General features: G+C 68.7%; 14 protein-coding genes. 5 read left to right on the top strand and 9 right to left on the bottom strand.

Going from position 1 to position 15,330, the window contains the following annotated elements; genetic code table 11:
• The first annotated feature begins 58 nt into the window (after positions 1–58).
• Both DEQ92_RS13310 and DEQ92_RS13305 read left to right on the top strand, forming a co-directional pair.
• Positions 59–1,120, top strand: coding sequence for an ABC transporter ATP-binding protein (locus DEQ92_RS13310; protein WP_050460214.1), 1,062 nt, complete (start codon positions 59–61; stop codon positions 1,118–1,120).
• The gene (locus DEQ92_RS13305) at positions 1,117–2,232 is read left to right on the top strand and encodes an ABC transporter ATP-binding protein (RefSeq protein ID WP_004971547.1); all 1,116 of its coding nucleotides are present in this window, start codon (positions 1,117–1,119) and stop codon (positions 2,230–2,232) included. Before DEQ92_RS13310 ends, DEQ92_RS13305 begins: the two co-directional genes overlap by 4 nt.
• Before the next feature lie 113 nt (positions 2,233–2,345).
• Here the strand turns inward: DEQ92_RS13305 and DEQ92_RS13300 are convergent, their stop codons facing one another.
• The 7 genes from DEQ92_RS13300 to DEQ92_RS13270 all read right to left on the bottom strand — a co-directional run bounded on the left by DEQ92_RS13300 (position 2,346) and on the right by DEQ92_RS13270 (position 10,837).
• Positions 2,346–3,467 carry a Gfo/Idh/MocA family protein gene (locus tag DEQ92_RS13300; protein WP_115820946.1) on the bottom strand — a complete coding sequence of 374 codons (1,122 nt, stop codon included), beginning with the start codon at positions 3,465–3,467 and terminating at the stop codon, positions 2,346–2,348.
• 157 nt (positions 3,468–3,624) lie between these two features.
• Positions 3,625–5,490: a hypothetical protein gene (locus DEQ92_RS13295; protein ID WP_115820945.1), complete on the bottom strand. Its 1,866-nt coding sequence runs from the start codon at positions 5,488–5,490 to the stop codon at positions 3,625–3,627.
• Between the two features lie 194 nt (positions 5,491–5,684).
• On the bottom strand, positions 5,685–6,710 hold the full coding sequence (locus DEQ92_RS13290; RefSeq protein WP_115820944.1) for a Gfo/Idh/MocA family protein: 1,026 nt from the start codon (positions 6,708–6,710) through the stop codon (positions 5,685–5,687).
• Positions 6,711–6,837: 127 nt separating this feature from the next.
• Positions 6,838–8,022, bottom strand: a complete 1,185-nt coding sequence (locus tag DEQ92_RS13285; protein WP_115821012.1) for an MFS transporter — start codon at positions 8,020–8,022, stop codon at positions 6,838–6,840.
• Positions 8,023–8,172: 150 nt separating this feature from the next.
• On the bottom strand, positions 8,173–9,342 hold the full coding sequence (locus DEQ92_RS13280; protein ID WP_115820943.1) for a UxaA family hydrolase: 1,170 nt from the start codon (positions 9,340–9,342) through the stop codon (positions 8,173–8,175).
• Positions 9,339–9,650, bottom strand: a complete 312-nt coding sequence (locus tag DEQ92_RS13275; protein WP_004971538.1) for a UxaA family hydrolase — start codon at positions 9,648–9,650, stop codon at positions 9,339–9,341. The genes DEQ92_RS13280 and DEQ92_RS13275 overlap by 4 nt, the downstream gene beginning before the upstream one ends.
• The gene (locus DEQ92_RS13270; protein ID WP_004971537.1) at positions 9,647–10,837 is read right to left on the bottom strand and encodes a UxaA family hydrolase; all 1,191 of its coding nucleotides are present in this window, start codon (positions 10,835–10,837) and stop codon (positions 9,647–9,649) included. The genes DEQ92_RS13275 and DEQ92_RS13270 overlap by 4 nt, the downstream gene beginning before the upstream one ends.
• Before the next feature lie 86 nt (positions 10,838–10,923).
• On the opposite strand from DEQ92_RS13270, the gene DEQ92_RS13265 reads away from it, so the two are divergent.
• The 3 genes from DEQ92_RS13265 to DEQ92_RS13255 all read left to right on the top strand — a co-directional run bounded on the left by DEQ92_RS13265 (position 10,924) and on the right by DEQ92_RS13255 (position 12,660).
• Positions 10,924–11,607, top strand: a complete 684-nt coding sequence (locus tag DEQ92_RS13265; protein WP_004971534.1) for a carbohydrate-binding family 9-like protein — start codon at positions 10,924–10,926, stop codon at positions 11,605–11,607.
• 93 nt (positions 11,608–11,700) lie between these two features.
• The gene (locus tag DEQ92_RS13260) at positions 11,701–12,354 is read left to right on the top strand and encodes a ThuA domain-containing protein (RefSeq protein ID WP_115820942.1); all 654 of its coding nucleotides are present in this window, start codon (positions 11,701–11,703) and stop codon (positions 12,352–12,354) included.
• A gap of 60 nt (positions 12,355–12,414) precedes the next feature.
• On the top strand, positions 12,415–12,660 hold the full coding sequence (locus DEQ92_RS13255) for a hypothetical protein (protein WP_004971529.1): 246 nt from the start codon (positions 12,415–12,417) through the stop codon (positions 12,658–12,660).
• Between the two features lie 56 nt (positions 12,661–12,716).
• On the opposite strand, the gene DEQ92_RS13250 is transcribed toward DEQ92_RS13255, so the two are convergent.
• Together DEQ92_RS13250 and DEQ92_RS13245 are read right to left on the bottom strand one after the other, a co-directional pair.
• Positions 12,717–13,799, bottom strand: a complete 1,083-nt coding sequence (locus DEQ92_RS13250; protein ID WP_115820941.1) for an LLM class flavin-dependent oxidoreductase — start codon at positions 13,797–13,799, stop codon at positions 12,717–12,719.
• 83 nt (positions 13,800–13,882) lie between these two features.
• Entirely contained in the window at positions 13,883–15,316 is a 1,434-nt protein-coding gene (locus tag DEQ92_RS13245) for a glycoside hydrolase family 4 (RefSeq protein ID WP_050459983.1), read from the bottom strand.
• Positions 15,317–15,330: the final 14 nt, after the last annotated feature.

The raw sequence follows: 15,330 nt of genomic DNA, 5'->3' as shown, positions 1-15,330 counted from the left end.
GCACGCGTGACGGGTGGGGTCGCTCGCCCGCCGTACGAACCGACGAGAGGGACTGACCATGGCGACACAACACACCAAACAGAAGATGCCAGACGAACCGACGGCCGAGCACAACGTGCTAGAGATAACGAACGCGAGCGTCGCGTTCGCGATGGAACGCGGGGACGCCCGAGTCCTCGACGACGTGTCGATAAACGTCCGGCGGGGAGAAGTCCTCGGCGTCGTCGGCGAGTCGGGCTCCGGCAAGTCGATGCTGGCGGACTCCATGCTCGACGCCATCGACTCGCCGGGGACGCTCACCGGCGACGTGGTGTTCAACCCGCCGGAGGGCGGCGAGCCCATCAAGGTCAACGACCTGAGCAAGGAGGAGCTTCGCCGGTTCCGCTGGGAGCGCGTCTCGATGGTGGTCCAAGGGGCGCTCGACTCGTTCAATCCGACGCTCAGCATCGGCGACCACTTCGTCGAGACGCTCCGCGCGCACGACTACGACATCCAAGAGGGGATGGAGCGCGCCCGACAGCTCATCTCCGACGTGCACCTCGAACCCGACCGCGTCCTCGACGCGTACCCCCACGAGCTATCCGGCGGGATGAAACAGCGCGCGCTCATCGCGCTGAGCCTCATCCTCGACCCCGACGTGCTCGTGATGGACGAGCCGACCGCCGCGCTCGACCTCCTGATGCAGCAGTCGATTCTGAAGCTCCTCTCGGAGCTGAAAACCGAGTACGACCTCACCATCGTCATCGTGACGCACGACCTGAGCCACGTCGCGCGCATCTCCGACCGCCTCGCGGTGATGTACGCCTTCGAACTGCTCGAACTCGGCCCGGTGCAGGACATCGTCATGGACCCCGCCCATCCCTACACGCGGGAGCTACTCAACTCGATACCCGACATCGACGCCGACCTCGACGAGATGGCGTCCATCGAGGGGACGAGTCCCGACCCGCTGAACGTCCCGAAGGGCTGTTCGTACCACACCCGATGCCCGCTCGCCGACGAGCAGTGCCGGGAGACGAACCCGGACCTCATCGAGGTGTCCGAGGACCACGGGGCCGCCTGCTTCTACACCGACGAAGCCCGCGAGACGATTCCCCTCAAGAAGGAGGTGTCGAAATGAGCGACGACCCCCTGCTCCGCGTCGACGACCTGAGCGTCCACTTCGGCGGCAACAATGGCATCCTCGACCGATTCCTCGGCGACGACAAGGGCGTCGTCCGCGCCGTCGACAACGTCTCGCTCGACATCGGCGAGAACGACGTGGTCGCGCTCGTCGGCGAGTCCGGTTGTGGCAAGACGACGCTCGGAAAGGCCATGATCGGCCTCCAGCGCCCCACCTCGGGGACGGTCCGCTTCCGCGGACAGGACATCTGGAAGTCCGACCTCGAACCCGGCGACATCCCGTACAAGGAGATTCGGAAGTCACTCCAGATGGTCCACCAGGACGCCGGGAACTCGCTGGACCCCAACCGGACGATATTCAAGAACCTCAACCCGGCGCTCAAGAAGTGGCGGCCGGAGCTCAACCTCGTCGAGCGCCGGGAGCTCGTCCACCAGATGCTCGACACGGTCGGGCTCACGCCCGCGGACGACTACGCCTCTCGATACCCCCACCAACTGAGCGGCGGGGAGGCCCAGCGGACCGTCATCGTCCGGTCGATGCTCCTCGAACCGGACCTCATCCTCGCCGACGAGGCCGTGAGCGCCCTCGACGTGTCGCTGCGGGTGAACCTGATGGACCTCCTCCTCGAACTGCAGGAGATGTTCAGCACCTCGTTCGTCTTCATCTCGCACAACATGGCGAACGCCCGGTACCTCGCCGGTCGCGCCGACGGCCGCATCGCCGTCATGTACCTCGGCCGTATCGTCGAAATCGGCCCGGCGGACGAGATTATCAAGAACCCCCAGCACCCGTACACCAAGAGCCTCCTGTGGGCGACCTCCGGCCTCTCGGAGATAAACGACCCCATCGAGACACCGCCGGTCAGGAAAATCGACATCCCGGACCCGGAGAACCCGCCGAGCGGCTGTCGGTTCCACACCCGCTGTCCCGAGGCGCGGGAGTACTGCACGTCGAACACGCCGGACCTCTCCGGCATGAGCGGCCCGTCTGACCGCCACGAGGCGGCCTGCTTCGACGCGCACGACAGAATCGACTACCGGAACAGCGAGCCGCTCACCGACGACCTCGACATCGACGTCGCGGACGACGCGGAACAACCGGCCGACTGAAAGAAAAGCCTCGATTGAGACTGCTGTTCAGACGCCGTCGCCAACACCGAAACCGGTACCGGCACCGATGCCTGTTTTCGCTCCCGCACCGATTCCTGCGTTCACTCCCGAATTCACTCCGCGTCGCCCGCCGGGCCGACGTCAGTCGGGAAGCCGTCGGGAACCGACGGGGGACGCTCGCACTGCGCCGAGAGTTCGACGTACGCGGCCTCCTCGGCGGACTCGCGGATGCCGTCCATCGCTTCGAGGACGTGGAACCCGAGGTCGCCGCTGGTCCGGTGGTCCCAGTCGGAGTCGAGCGAGTACGCGAGGTCGACGAGGCCGAGGCCGCGCTGTTGGCCGGGATGGTCGCGCTCGACGGAAATCTCTCGCCACTCGCCGTCGTCGTCGTCGCTGAGGTGGACGCGGGGCGTCCCGTCGAACCGATTGGGGTCGGTGACGCTCAGCGTCCCCTCGGTCCCGTAAATCTCGAACCCCGGTAGTTCGGACCCCCACACGTCGAAACTCGTCAGAAGCGTCCCCGTCGCGCCGTTCTCGAAGGTCACGACGGCCGTCTCGTGGGTCGGCACCGACACCGGAATCCGCTCGCCGCGGCGCGGCTCGCTCGTTATCTCGCGCTCTGCGAACGGCGTGTTCGCGGTCCCGGCGACCGACCGAATCGGGCCGAGGAGCGTCACGAGCGACGTGAGATAGTACGGCCCCATGTCGAAAAGCGGGCCGCCGCCCTCCGCGTAGAAGCCGTCGGGGTCCGGGTGCCAGTGCTCGTGGCCGTGGTTCGACCAGAACGCCGTCGCGCCGACGGGGTCGCCGATGCGGCCCTCGTCGATGAGGTCGCGACAGGTCTGGATACCGGTGCCGAGAACGGTGTCGGGCGCGACGCCGACGGTCAGTCCGCGCTCGGCGGCGGTCTCCAGAATCGCCTCGCCCTCGGCCTTGGTCGCCGCGAGCGGCTTTTCTGTGTAGGCGTGCTTGCCCGCTCGGAGGGCGGCGGACACGAGGTCGCCGTGGGTTCCCGCCGGCGTGAGCACGACCGCAACGTCGATTTCGGGGTCTGCGAGCAGGTCCTCAGTCGGGAGGACGCGGGGGACGTCGTACTCGTCCGCCTTCGATTCCGCGCGGTCCGCATCGAGGTCGGCGCAGGCGACGATGTCGAGGGCGTCGAAGCGGTTCCCCGCCTCGAAGTACACGTCGCTAATGGCTCCACAACCGATGATACCGAGAGTCACACTCTCCATACCGGGGCGACGTGGGAGAAGTCCTAATAGTTGTTGACGGGGCGAGCGCGAGAGCGTCATCAAGCAGTTGTTACAACTGGAAAAGATGGCGCACACGGCGGCTGGTCGAGTCTCGATTCGAGTCGGGGTACGTCTACAGTCGTGTCAGCACGGCGGGTCAGGGAGGGCTCGCGCCCGACTCTTCGACGGCGAGCGCCCACTGGTCGACCCAGTCGCGCAGACCGCTGTCGGGGACCGAAAGCGAGCGCGTGCTTCCGCCGTGGTCGGGGTAGCCGCCGACTTCGCCCTCGTCGCCGGGGATGCCGGGGGCGTTCGCCGGGTCCGAGACGTCGGTGTCGAGGCTTCGGTTGCGAATGTTGTCGATGACGCGCTGCTCGTGGCTGATGCGGTCGACCGGGCGAGCGCCCGCGTACGCGAGGTTGTGGCTCTCGACATCGGTGGCGGGCATCGCGGTGAGCCCGTTCGGCCACAGGGGCCGCGAACCGAGTTGCGTGGCCGAACAGAACGTCCGCCCGTTCAGGCCGGGGTCGGCGACGATGTTGTCTTCGATGTAGACGCTGCCGTCGCCCTTGACAATCGCGTCGGACCAGTCGAACCGTCCCAGGTACGCGTTGCCGACGACGCTGGACTGAGCGCCGGGAGACGCCCAGATGGCCTTGTCGAAGTAGTAGACGATGCTGTTGGCGATGACCGACTGGGTGTCGTCTTTCAGCCGCGGGTTGCGGTCGTTGTTCGCGGCGTAGACCGTGCCGAGGATGGCGACGTTCTGCGCGCCGTTACCGACGAGCGAGCCGTTGGAGTTCTCCTCGGGTTCGTCGAGCCCCTCGGCGACGAGGCAGTTCGCGAAGGTCGTGTCGCTCGTGTTGTAGCCGACAGAGAGGTTCTCGTCGCGGCCCCAGTAGGCGCTGCAGTGGTCGAAGATGACGTTCGAGGTGTCGTCGGCGTTGTTCATTGGGTCCGCGCCCTCGGCCGCGCCGCCGTCTTCCCCGCGGAAGATGCGGAGGTGCTGGACGACGCAGTCGTTCGCGTCGACCTGAATCATCCCGTTGATGAAGGTGATGCCCGGCGAGGGAGCCGTCTGGCCGGCCACCCAGCACTTGTCGTTCGTGATAGAGAGGTCGCCGCCGCCGAGGTCGACGACGCCGCTGGCCTCGAAGACGACGAGGCGCGGGCCGCTCGCCTCGAACGCCGCGCGGACGGCGCTCTCGGTCGCCTCTTGGACGCGGTGAACGGTCACGCTGTCGTCGAACCACGAGGCGTCAGCGAACCCGGCGTCCACGTCGAAGTAGGACCCGCCAGACGTGTCGTCGCCCGATCCGCCGTCGTCCGAGCCACCGTCGCCGGACCCGCCGCCGCCGTCGCTGGTCGAGACGCTACCGGCCACGTCCACGTCGCCCACGTCGCCGTTGCTCGACGGCGACAGGCCGGAGAGACTCTCGAACTCGGCCGTCGAGAGCGTGCCGGCGCTGTGGCTCGTCACCGCGAGGCCGACGTAGGCGTCCTCCGCGAAGTCGATTTCGCCGGGGGCGATGTCGGCGATGAGCGTCCAGTTGCTCCCGTCGGTCGACCCGTACGCGGAAATCGTGTCACCGCTTCGTGTGAGGCGGAGCCAGTCGGCGGTAATCGACCCGCCGCTCACCTCGCTCTCGCCGCTCCCGCCGTCGGACGTCGTGCTGACCGTGTCCGCGCCGGCGGCCGAGCGCCACTGGAGCGACGCCTCGCCGTTGGGTCGGCGGCGAACCATGGCGTTCTCGGCGTCGGCGTTCAGCGTCTGCCGGACCATGAGGCCCGCTTTGGCCCAGCTATCGGTGTTCTCCAAGGCGGTGTTGTGGACGACGACGTCGAAGTCGCCGCTCACTTCCTCGTGATAGTAGTGGAACCCGTCCGCGGCGTCCCAGATGTCTTCGCCCGCCCCCTCGACAGTGACGGTGGTCGCCGCCGCAGCGGTTCCGCTGAACGTCGCGACGGTACCGATACTACCTGCTCCGAGTGCACGCAAGAACGTGCGTCTGTTGGGAGTCATGTTATGACACCAACAAGACTCAGGGCCCGCCCCGTAATAAAAATTGTTGGCGAATAATCATTATCGAGACGTAAACGGTCGAATACCAGCCGCTCAGGGCGTATCAGGCTCCGCGAAAACGCCGCGTCGGTCGAACGACCGGTTGCGGTGAGGTCGAATCGATCGTGAGGTCGCAGTCGAGCGCGTCAGCGAACTCAGTCGTCCGCGTCGCGGAGGTCGCCGACCGACGACACCGATACCCACTCGCCGCGACTGTCCGAGCGCTCGGCGGCGAAGATGATGTCCACTCCCTTTCTCGCCTCGTCCGGCGGCACCATCGGCGGTCGGCCCGCGGAGACGGCCTCGACGAAGTCGCGTATCTGGGCGACGTGCGGGCCGTCGGGGCGCGGGTCGGGGAGGTCGACGGGCTGTTTCTCCCCGTTCACCTCGAACAGTTCGACGCCCGTCTCGGTGACGCGAAGCGTTCCCTCCGTCCCGTTGAATTCGAGGCTGATGGGCTGTTGGGGCCGCGTCGCCGTCGTCGCCGACACCTGCCCGAGCGCGCCGTCTTCGAACCGCAGCGAGAGCGCGGCCGTGTCGGGAGCTTCGATGTCGTGATACAGCGCGTCGCCGGTGCCGGCAACCCGTGACACGTCGCCGGCGACCCACTGGAGCAGGTCGATACCGTGGAGCGCCTGCGTGAACAGGACGCCGCCGTCGAGGTCCGCGCTGCCGTGCCACGACGAGTCGTCGTAGTACGATCGGTCGCGGTGCCACTTCACCCGCACGTCGGCGAACACGAGCCGTCCGAGCCGGCCGTCGCCGACCACCTCGCGGGCGAACTGCATCGTGGGGAACAGCCGTCGCTGAAGGATGCAAGCGAGGGTGACGCCGGCGTCGCGGCAGGCGGCGACCATGTCGTCGACGCGGCCGGGCGTGATTTCCAGCGGTTTCTCGCAGAGCACGTCGATACCCGCCGCCGCGGCGTCGACGACGATGTCGCGGTGGGCCCCGTTGGGCGTGCAGACGCAGACGGCGTCGAGCGCGGCGTCGGCGAACAGGTCCGCGTGGCTGGTGTACGACGGACAGCCGTGCGTCTCGCCGAACGAACGAGCGGTCTCCGGGGTGTGGTCCGCACAGCCCACGAGTTCGGCACCGTCGGTGTCTGCGAGCGCTTCGGCGTGGGACCGCCCCATGCTCGCACAGCCGACGATGCCGAGCCGAACCGGCGTCTCGGTCATCGGCGCTCACCGTCGGGCGAAAGCGTGACTGTGACTGTAGGCGTCATCGACTGGAACGTCAGCGGGCGGCGTGATAAGCGTTTACGAGCGGGGGTCGCGGCCGGGCGGTCGTACGGCGTGGCGCGGCTCACTCGGGTGAGAAGCTCTCCCTGAGCGTCCGCCCGACCAGCCCGGCGGCGACGAACGCGAGGACGCTGGTACAGACGAACGCCGTGGCGTAGTCGAACCGGGTGGCGAGCACGCCGACGAGGAGCGGTCCGAGGACGCCGCCGAGGCCGCGGGCGGTCGACCGGAGCCCCATCAGTTCCGACTCGCGGTCGACGGGGGCCACGTCGGCGACGAAGGCGATGGTGCCCACGGTGAGCATCGAGAACGTGACCGCGTGGACGACGAAGGCGGTGCTGCTGATACCGATGCGGGCGAGTTGCCCGTCGGGGAGGAGCGCGAGAACGACGACGAGCGCCTGCACGCCGCTGCCGGCGAGTCCGCCCACGATGAGCTTCTTCCGGCCGATGCTGTCGCTCAGGCGGCCGAAGCCGTACATCGAGACGACTCGGACCGCGGGACTGACCGCGAGCACGGCGCCCATGACGACGTTCGAGAGCCCCACGTCGGCGACGAGGAACACCGGGACGACCGAGATGAAGCCCTTCTCGGTCATGTTCCGGAGGACGATACCGACGTACAGCCAGCCGAGTCCGGTCCGCTCGAACAGTTCCCGCCGCGCGCCGCCGGGGAGGAGTCGCCCGCGGACTTCCCCCAGGAGTCGACCCGTGGTCAGCGTCTCTTCGGACGGCGGCGTCGGGTCGGCGATGCGGAGCGTGAGGAGCGTCGCCACGAGGCCGAGGCCGACGACGACGAGATAGAGGTCGGTCGGCACGAGCAGGCCGACGAGGTAGCCGACGAACAGCCGACCGCTGATGGCTCCGGTAGAGCGGGCGCTGCTGTAGAAACCGATGGACCGCCCGCGCTCCGACTCGCCGCCCGACTCGCTCACGATGGTGAGAATCACCGACTGGAAGCCGGCGGTGAACACCGCGAAGAGGCCCCGACAGACGATTTGGAGCGGGACCGACGCTGTCACGGTCAGCGGGACGATGGCGAGCGTCGAGAGGAACGCGGTCCCGATGAGTATCGCCCGCCGCCGCCCCGTGATGTCGGCGATTGCGCCCCAGACCGGGGCGAACACGAACAGTCCGAAGGAGAACGCCGCGTACGCGAGGCTCACCGCGAACGGCGACCCCTGTTCTCCGATGTAGAGTGCCATCGCCGTGCCGAAGAGCGACCCACACGCGACGCGAGAGATGCCGATGAGTGCGAGTGCGCTCCGCTGTCCACGACCCGCTGGTCGAGCCTGCTGATTGACTACCACTACGACCGGGTGTGACACTACCACCCAATAAAGATTGGCGAGCCGGAAGACGATGCGACGAGGGCGGCGGTGTGGGACTCGATACGACCGTCAGGTCGACGGGCCGGCACGGGCGATTGCGAACTCCGTGAGCCCGTGTCGCTCGGCGCACGTCCGGTCGCCGTCGGCGACGCCGAGAAGGAGCGATTCGAGGTCGTCCGCGTCGGCGTCGCGGGCGTCGAGGTCGATATCGTCGGGGACGGCCGCGAGCGTGTCCGCGTCGCCCGAGAGTTTCACCACCGGAACGACGGGATGGCCGGCGGGCGTTCCCTGTCCGGTGACGTGGAGAACGAGGTGCGCGCCCGCGGCGGCGAGACCGGTCGCGGCCTCCTCGACCCGAGAGGGCGCGTCGAGCAGCGTCACCGCGCCGGCGGCGGCATCGGCGGCGTCAGCTTCATCGACTCGTTGGCCGTACGCCGCGACACCCGCGACCGGCGCGTCGCCGATGAATCCCGTCGCGGCCGCAAAGCCTCGGGCCGCCGCCTCCGTTCCGACGCGCGTCGCCCTCGCGGGGCGACCGGCCGCGTCGAGCAGTCGGTCGGCGGCCGCGTCGCCGACGAGCGACCGGGTCTCCTCGGGGTGCGCGGCGAACCGCTCGTTGCCGGCGACGACGACCCGTCCGCCGGCTGACGCGACCCGCTCGACCAACTCGGCGACGAGCGGGTAGGCGTGCCGTCTGGTCGAGTCCGCGAGGTCGTCGACGACGACGCCGACCGTGAGATCACCGAGGGTCGCCGGCGGTTCGTCGGCTGTCGCGGTCGCCCCGTCCGTCCCCTGAGCGGCGGCCGACTCCCGGAGGTCGGCGACGGCGTCCGTGCCGCGGTCGACGCAGGCGTCGGTCCCGCCGGCGTCCTGTATCGTGAGTTCGCGGACCGGAAGCCCGCGTTCTTCGACCGCCGCGGCGACGACGTCGCTCCGGACCGTCTCGCAGCCGAGACCGACGACGACCGTACCCGCGACGTTCGGGTTCCCGGCGAGACCGACGAGCGTCCGTTCGGTCTGCTCGGCGTCCGCGCCCAACTGCCCGCAGCCGTGGTCGTGGGGCGCGGCCACCGCACCGGGCGAGCCGGCGGCTATCTCCTCGGCGACGACGTGCGAGCAGATGACCGACGGGAGGACGAGTACCCGGTTTCGGATTCCGAGGTGGCCGTCTGGTCGACGGTAGCCCGCGAACGAGTCTGTGGTGACTGGGCGGGGGTCCGGGTGTGGATTCCGGGTCATCGCTCCACCTCCGCCGCCGCCACGTCGCCGCGGCCGCGGGTGCTCTCGCAGTTGTGCGTGTGGACCCACTCGCCGGCCGCGACGGCCTCCGTGGTCCGCCCGATGACCTCGCCGTACTTACGGACCGTCTCGCCCGCGGACAGCGGTTCGAGGGCGAACTTGTGGCCGAACGGAACGTCGTCTGCGAGCGTCACGGCGCGGTCTCCGTCGCGAACCTCACGCCCGGCGTCGAGGTCTTCGAGCGCCGTCGCCACGCTGTCGCCGTCGGCCAACACGAGAGCGGCCCCGTCGAGGACGCGGCCCTTCATCTACCCCGCACCTCCGCGAGTTCGCGCGGGTGGATCTCCGTGATGGCGAACTCCTCCATCCGGCGCGTCTCGGCCCCGGTTCGCTTCCCGTCGGCGACGGCGAGCACTTCGTCGAAGATGCGCTCACCAACCTCGGAAATCGTCGCGTCACCCTCGACCACCGCCCCGGCGTTCACGTCCATGTTCGACCGCATGCGCTCCCACGTCCGGGGGTTGCCCGTGACCTTCACCACGGGCGCGACGGGGTTGCCGGTGGTACTCCCGCGCCCGGTGGTGAAGACGATAATCTGCGCCCCGCCGGCGACCTTGCCGACGACGCTCTCCACGTCGTAGCCCGGCGTGTCCATCAGAACGAGGCCGCCGCCGACCGGCAGGCGCTCGGCGTAGTCGACGATGCCGCGCACGGGGGTCGTCCCGCCCTTCGAAATCGCCCCGAGGCTCTTTTCCTCGATGGTCGTGAGGCCGCCCTCCTGATTGCCGGGCGAGGGCTGTGCGCCCCGGAGGTCGACGCCCATCAGGTCGGCCGTCGCCTCGCGGCGCTCGACACGGTCGAGCAGTCGGCGGCGGGTCTCCTCGTCGGCGCATCGCTCCGCGAGGACGTGCTCCGCGCCGATGAACTCCGGCGTCTCGCTGAACGAGGCGGTTCCCCCGGCCGCGACGAGGCGGTCGCAGGCGTCGCCGACGGCGGGGTTGGCTGCGATGCCCGAGGTGGCGTCGCTCCCGCCGCACTCGACGCCGACGACGAGTTCGCTCGCGTCGGCCGACTCGTGGCGGGCGTCCGCGGCCGCCTCGTTCAGCGAGTCGAGGGCGGTTCGCCCGCGCTGGAGGGCCGCCGCCGTCCCGCCGACCTCGCGGACCGAGAGCGTCTCGACCGGCTTACCGTCCCGGGCGATTCGGTCCGCGAGGTCGGCGGCGTCGATGTCCTCGGTCCCGAACTCGACGACGAGCGCCGCGCCGACGTTCGGGTTGCGCCCGACGCCGACCAGCACCCGCTCGGTCTGCGCTCGCGCCTCGTCCGGTTGATTCGCCCCCATCTGGTGCGGCGTTGCGCGCGCCCACGCCCCCGCCTCGGCCGCGATGCCGCGGGCGACGCAGGACGACGCGACCGAGGTCGGAAGGACGGCGACGTGGTTTCTGACCCCGATGCGGCCGCTCTCCCGGCGGTAGCCGGTGAACTCTCGTCTCATACCACGCGATTCGGTAGCGCCCGACAAAGTGGTTTCGTCGGGCGCGGGCGGAACGCTCTTGCGGGCGGGTCGAGTGAGTGAGTCGTATGCGAACCTACGAAGTCAGCCGCATCGACGCGGACAGAGCGGTCCCGCTGACCGGTGCGGTCGACGGGACGGTGTGGGAGCGGGCGAACGTCGCCCGACTGGACGAGTACGCGTGGGGCGACGAGCCCGGTCCGGAGACGACGGTCAGGGCGCTGTTCGACGCGGAGGCGCTCTACCTGCAGTTCCACGTCGAGGACGACGAGATAACCGCCGACGTGACGGAGCTGAACGGACCGACGTTCGAGGACAGTTCGGTCGAACTGTTCGCCACGCCGGCCCCGCCCGAGGACGGCTCGCCGGGGCGGTACTTCAACTTCGAGGCGAACTGCTGCGGCACGTTCAAACTCGCGTGGCAGGAGCCGAACTGGCGCGAGCGCGACGTCGGCCGCGACCTCGTCTCGCCGACCGACGCGGCGGCCGTCGAGGTGGAGACGTCCGTCCCCGGCCCCACGAAGACCGCGTCCCCGGACGACGACTCGTGGTGGCTCGCGGCGCGGCTCCCGCGGTCGACGCTCCGGTCGCTGACCGACCTCCCGCTCGAACTCGACTCGGGGACGGTCTGGCGCGGGAACTTCTACCGGAGCGGTCTACCCGACGCGCAGAAGGGGACGTGGAACCGCATCGAGCTGCCGGAGCCGACGTACCACTCGCCGGCGTACTTCGGGCGCATCGAGTTCGAGTGAGCGGTCGCCTCGGGCGGGTGCCCCGGCCGGTCGTGCCGAGCAAGCCGCGGTGGCACCGAAACGACTTTTCGCGCGGGAACTGAACGACAGCCCATGCAGCAGCCGTCCGCGTTAGTCATCGGAGAGACGACCTTCTCGTTCCACGACTTCGAGGAGATGCGACCGCACATCGAGTCCGCCATCGACGACGCCGCCGAGATGACCGCGACGACCGACAAAGACGCCCTCGCCGACCTCGCGGGCTACGACCTCGTCGTGGACTACCTGACGGACGCCACCCTGACACCCGAGCAGTTAGACGGTCTCCTCGGGTTCGTCCGCGACGGCGGAGCCTACCTAGGCCTCCACTGCGCCGCCGACCTCATCAACGTCCACGACGGCGACGGCGGCCTCGACAAGCGCGACGAGCCGTTTCCCGACCTCCGCGACCTCCTCGGCGGCCACTTCCTCACCCACCCCGAGCAATCGACGTTCGGCGTCGAAATCGTCTCCGACCACGCCGTGACCGACGGCGTCGGCGACTTCGAGGTGTTCGACGAGCCGTATCAGGTCGACGTTGACGACGACGTGACCGTACTTGCGCGCATGGCCCACCCCGACCTGACCGACTACCCGGTCGCGTGGGTCCGCGAGTACGGCGCGGGGCGGGTCTGTTACGCGTCGCTCGGACACACCGCCGAGGCCTTCGAGAACGACGACTACCGGCGGCTGCTCCGCAACGCCGTCGGCTGGCTGGTCCGCGACTGAGCGAGGCGCTCGCGCGTCGCCGTGTGAACGTTTATCCCGGTCGGTTCCGAACGTCGGTACATGAATCTTCGAACCGCCGACCTGACCGTGTTCGTGTTCGTCCTCGGCGTCATGCTCTCGGGAATGTGGCTGGCCCAGCAGCTCGGCATGGAGTGGTCGCCGACGCTGTTCGCCATCGTCGCCGTCGTAGCGGCCGTCTGGACGGCGTACTACCGGTTCGGCGTGGAGCCGCGAATCGAAGCGAGCAGAGGAGACGACGACGACAACCGGCAGGAACCCGGCGTCAGCGACGGCGCACGGGAGTGACCGACTGACCGCATCGGCCGGTGTCGGCGACCGGCGCACCCATTCGCCCGGCCGCGCTACCGCTCGCCGAAGTACGGAATAATCTCGTTTTCGTAGTGCCGCATCGTCTCCTCGTAGTCGCCGACGGGGATGAGAACGAGGTTGTCGACCCCCGCGTCGCGGAACGCCTCGATTCGCTCGATGGCGCGCTCGGGGTCGCCGGCGACGCAGATGTCGTCGACTGCCTCGTCCGGGATGCGCTCGGCCGCCGCCGACAGCTGACGCTCCTGTTCCTCGTCGAACGCCATCTGCCACATGATGGGCGTCGACTCCGCGATGTCCTCGTAGCCCATGTCGGCGAGGAGCGGCGGTCGGAGCGCGAGGTTCACGCGGTTGCGCTCGATACCGGCCGCACGGGCCTCGTCGCCGTCCTCGGAGACTGTCGTCGGAACCATGACCGCGCGGTCGATGGCGTCGGGGTCGCGGCCGCGGTCCGCGGCCACGTCGAGGACTTTCCGAAGGTCGGCCGCGTACTCGTCGGGCGAGTAAATCCACGGGAACCAGCCGTCGGCGACCGCGCCCGTCAGGCCGCGCATGCTCTCGCCGTAACCGCCTATCCAGAGCGGCGGACGCGGCTCCTGTGCGGGCTTCAACCCCATGTGCGCCTCGTCGAGGTCGAAGTAGTCGCCCGCGAACGAGAACGGCTCGTCGACCGATGAGTTCCACAGGCCGTCGATGACGGCGACGCACTCCCTGAACCGGGTGTACGGGTCGTCCCAGTCGATGTCCGAAATCGGGGCGAAGTTGAACGCCTCGCCGGCCCCGATACCGAGACCGGCGCGGCCGTCCGTCATCCGGTCGAGCGTGGCCGTGACGTGCGCGAGTTCGGTCGGGTGACGGCGCACCGAGTCCGCGACGCCGGGCATGAGGGTCACCTCCTCGGTGCGCTGGGCTATCGCCCCGAGGACGGAGAACGCCTCCCACGGCGGGTCCACCAGATACTCCTCCGAGCCGGTCGGGTGAAACAGGTGGTCCGGGACGGTGACGGTGTCGAACCCGGCCGTCTCGGCTCGGACCGCTCGCTCGATGGTTTTCTCGACGTTTCCGTAGCTGACAACTTGACAGCCGAAGCTCAGACCGCGGCTATTGGCGCTCGACATCGCGTGTACCGACAGTGCGGCGGAATAAATAGCTGGCCCCGAAAGCGGGGGTTGACCCGTTCGCGAGGGTTCGAAACGCCGGCTTACGCCCGCAGGACCGACGCGTCGAGGTCGTAGTCGGCGAAGTACTCGCGCTCCAGTTCGACGAGTTTGGCGAACAGCTCCTGGGCCTCGTCGCGCGAGACGGTGACGAGCGGTTCGTTGAGGAACGCCTGAAACGCGAGGTCGAGGTCGCCCTCGAAGCCCGCGCGCACGAGCGTCTCCTGATTCGTGACGTGGGTTTCGACCATGCTCTCGACCTCGTCGGGCAGGCCGCCCGCACAGAGAGGCGTCACGTCGTCGCCGGAGAGGAGCGCGTTCGTCTCCACGACCGCGCCCTCGGGGATGCCGTCGACCTGCCCCTCGTTGGGGTAGTTGAGGTGCGTGACGAACGTCCCCTCGCCGGAGAGCGCCCGCATGATGTCGACCGCCTCCTCTCCGGACTCGTGGAACTCGAACTCCGCGTCGCCTTCGAGGTAGCGCTCCATCTCGTCTGGCCCCTCGTCGTCGGAGACGCGGGCCGAACTCGGCGTGAGCCGGATCCCGTAGCGCTGGATTTCCTCCGGCTCGTCGATGCTCAGATACCACGGGACGAACTCCACGAGGTGGCGGTCACCCGCCGCGCCGAGGACGCCGAAGCGGTCGTAGAGGTCGAGCGCGACTTCCTCGTTGTTCACCCAGTAGGACTCGGCGTCGAGGTCGCCCGGCTCGCGGTCGAAAAGCGGTTTCCGACGCTCGAGTTCCTCGTCGAGGTACTGGAACACGTCGCGGTCGCGCCACCGCGCCTCGTCGACCCACGTGAAGTGGTTGACGCCCTTGACGTTGACCCGAACCTCGTCGCGGGCGACGTCCTCGGCCTCGTCGATGTAGCGCTCCGCCATCTCGGCGAACAGCTTCTGGGTCTTGAACACCTCGTGGCAGAGCCCGATGGCCTTGATGTCGGGGAACTCCTCGTAGAGCGTCCGCGTGCAGACCGTCATCGGGTTGGTGTAGTTGATGACCCACGCGTCCGGGCAGCGCTCGCGGACCGTCGCGGCGATTTCGCGGTACTGCGGAATCGCTCGCAGCGCCCGAATCGCCCCGCCGGGGCCGACGGTGTCGGCGACCGTCTGATAGATGCCGTACTCCTGGGGCACGTCGATGTCGTGGACGAACGTCTCACCCGGCGGGTCCTGAATCGAGCAGATGACGAAGTCGGCCCCGTCGAGCGCCTTGTCCATGCTCCGGGTCGCCTCGAACGACCAGTCGCCGACCGCTTCCTCGCGGTCCATCACGCGGTTGCCGAGGAGGGCGTTCTTCGACGCCATCTCGTAGTTCACGTCGTACAGCGTGACGCTCCCCGCGAGGTCCGGACACTGCGCGAGGTCGTTGATGAGCGTGTGGGCCCACCCCTGACTCCCGCCGCCGATGTAGCCGATGTCGATGGTTCGGGACGAACCCGACGGTACAGGCTCCGCTTGCTCCGACAGCTGATACATGTGATAACACGTGA

The organism is Haloferax sp. Atlit-6N (assembly GCF_003383195.1).
Classification (GTDB): domain Archaea; phylum Halobacteriota; class Halobacteria; order Halobacteriales; family Haloferacaceae; genus Haloferax; species Haloferax gibbonsii.
This window is presented reverse-complemented; position numbering and strand designations above follow the sequence as displayed.

What these genes read in the sequence shown, in the direction of transcription:
- DEQ92_RS13280 (WP_115820943.1), bottom strand. Translation starts at nt 9,342, where the DNA reads ATGACCCGGAATCCACACCCGGACCCCCGCCCAGTCACCACAGACTCG.
- DEQ92_RS13250 (WP_115820941.1), bottom strand. Translation starts at nt 13,799, where the DNA reads ATGTCGAGCGCCAATAGCCGCGGTCTGAGCTTCGGCTGTCAAGTTGTC.
- DEQ92_RS13290 (WP_115820944.1), bottom strand. Translation starts at nt 6,710, where the DNA reads ATGACCGAGACGCCGGTTCGGCTCGGCATCGTCGGCTGTGCGAGCATG.
- DEQ92_RS13265 (WP_004971534.1), top strand. Translation starts at nt 10,924, where the DNA reads ATGCGAACCTACGAAGTCAGCCGCATCGACGCGGACAGAGCGGTCCCG.
- DEQ92_RS13255 (WP_004971529.1), top strand. Translation starts at nt 12,415, where the DNA reads ATGAATCTTCGAACCGCCGACCTGACCGTGTTCGTGTTCGTCCTCGGC.
- DEQ92_RS13275 (WP_004971538.1), bottom strand. Translation starts at nt 9,650, where the DNA reads ATGAAGGGCCGCGTCCTCGACGGGGCCGCTCTCGTGTTGGCCGACGGC.
- DEQ92_RS13295 (WP_115820945.1), bottom strand. Translation starts at nt 5,490, where the DNA reads ATGACTCCCAACAGACGCACGTTCTTGCGTGCACTCGGAGCAGGTAGT.
- DEQ92_RS13300 (WP_115820946.1), bottom strand. Translation starts at nt 3,467, where the DNA reads ATGGAGAGTGTGACTCTCGGTATCATCGGTTGTGGAGCCATTAGCGAC.
- DEQ92_RS13310 (WP_050460214.1), top strand. Translation starts at nt 59, where the DNA reads ATGGCGACACAACACACCAAACAGAAGATGCCAGACGAACCGACGGCC.
- DEQ92_RS13305 (WP_004971547.1), top strand. Translation starts at nt 1,117, where the DNA reads ATGAGCGACGACCCCCTGCTCCGCGTCGACGACCTGAGCGTCCACTTC.
- DEQ92_RS13260 (WP_115820942.1), top strand. Translation starts at nt 11,701, where the DNA reads ATGCAGCAGCCGTCCGCGTTAGTCATCGGAGAGACGACCTTCTCGTTC.
- DEQ92_RS13245 (WP_050459983.1), bottom strand. Translation starts at nt 15,316, where the DNA reads ATGTATCAGCTGTCGGAGCAAGCGGAGCCTGTACCGTCGGGTTCGTCC.
- DEQ92_RS13270 (WP_004971537.1), bottom strand. Translation starts at nt 10,837, where the DNA reads ATGAGACGAGAGTTCACCGGCTACCGCCGGGAGAGCGGCCGCATCGGG.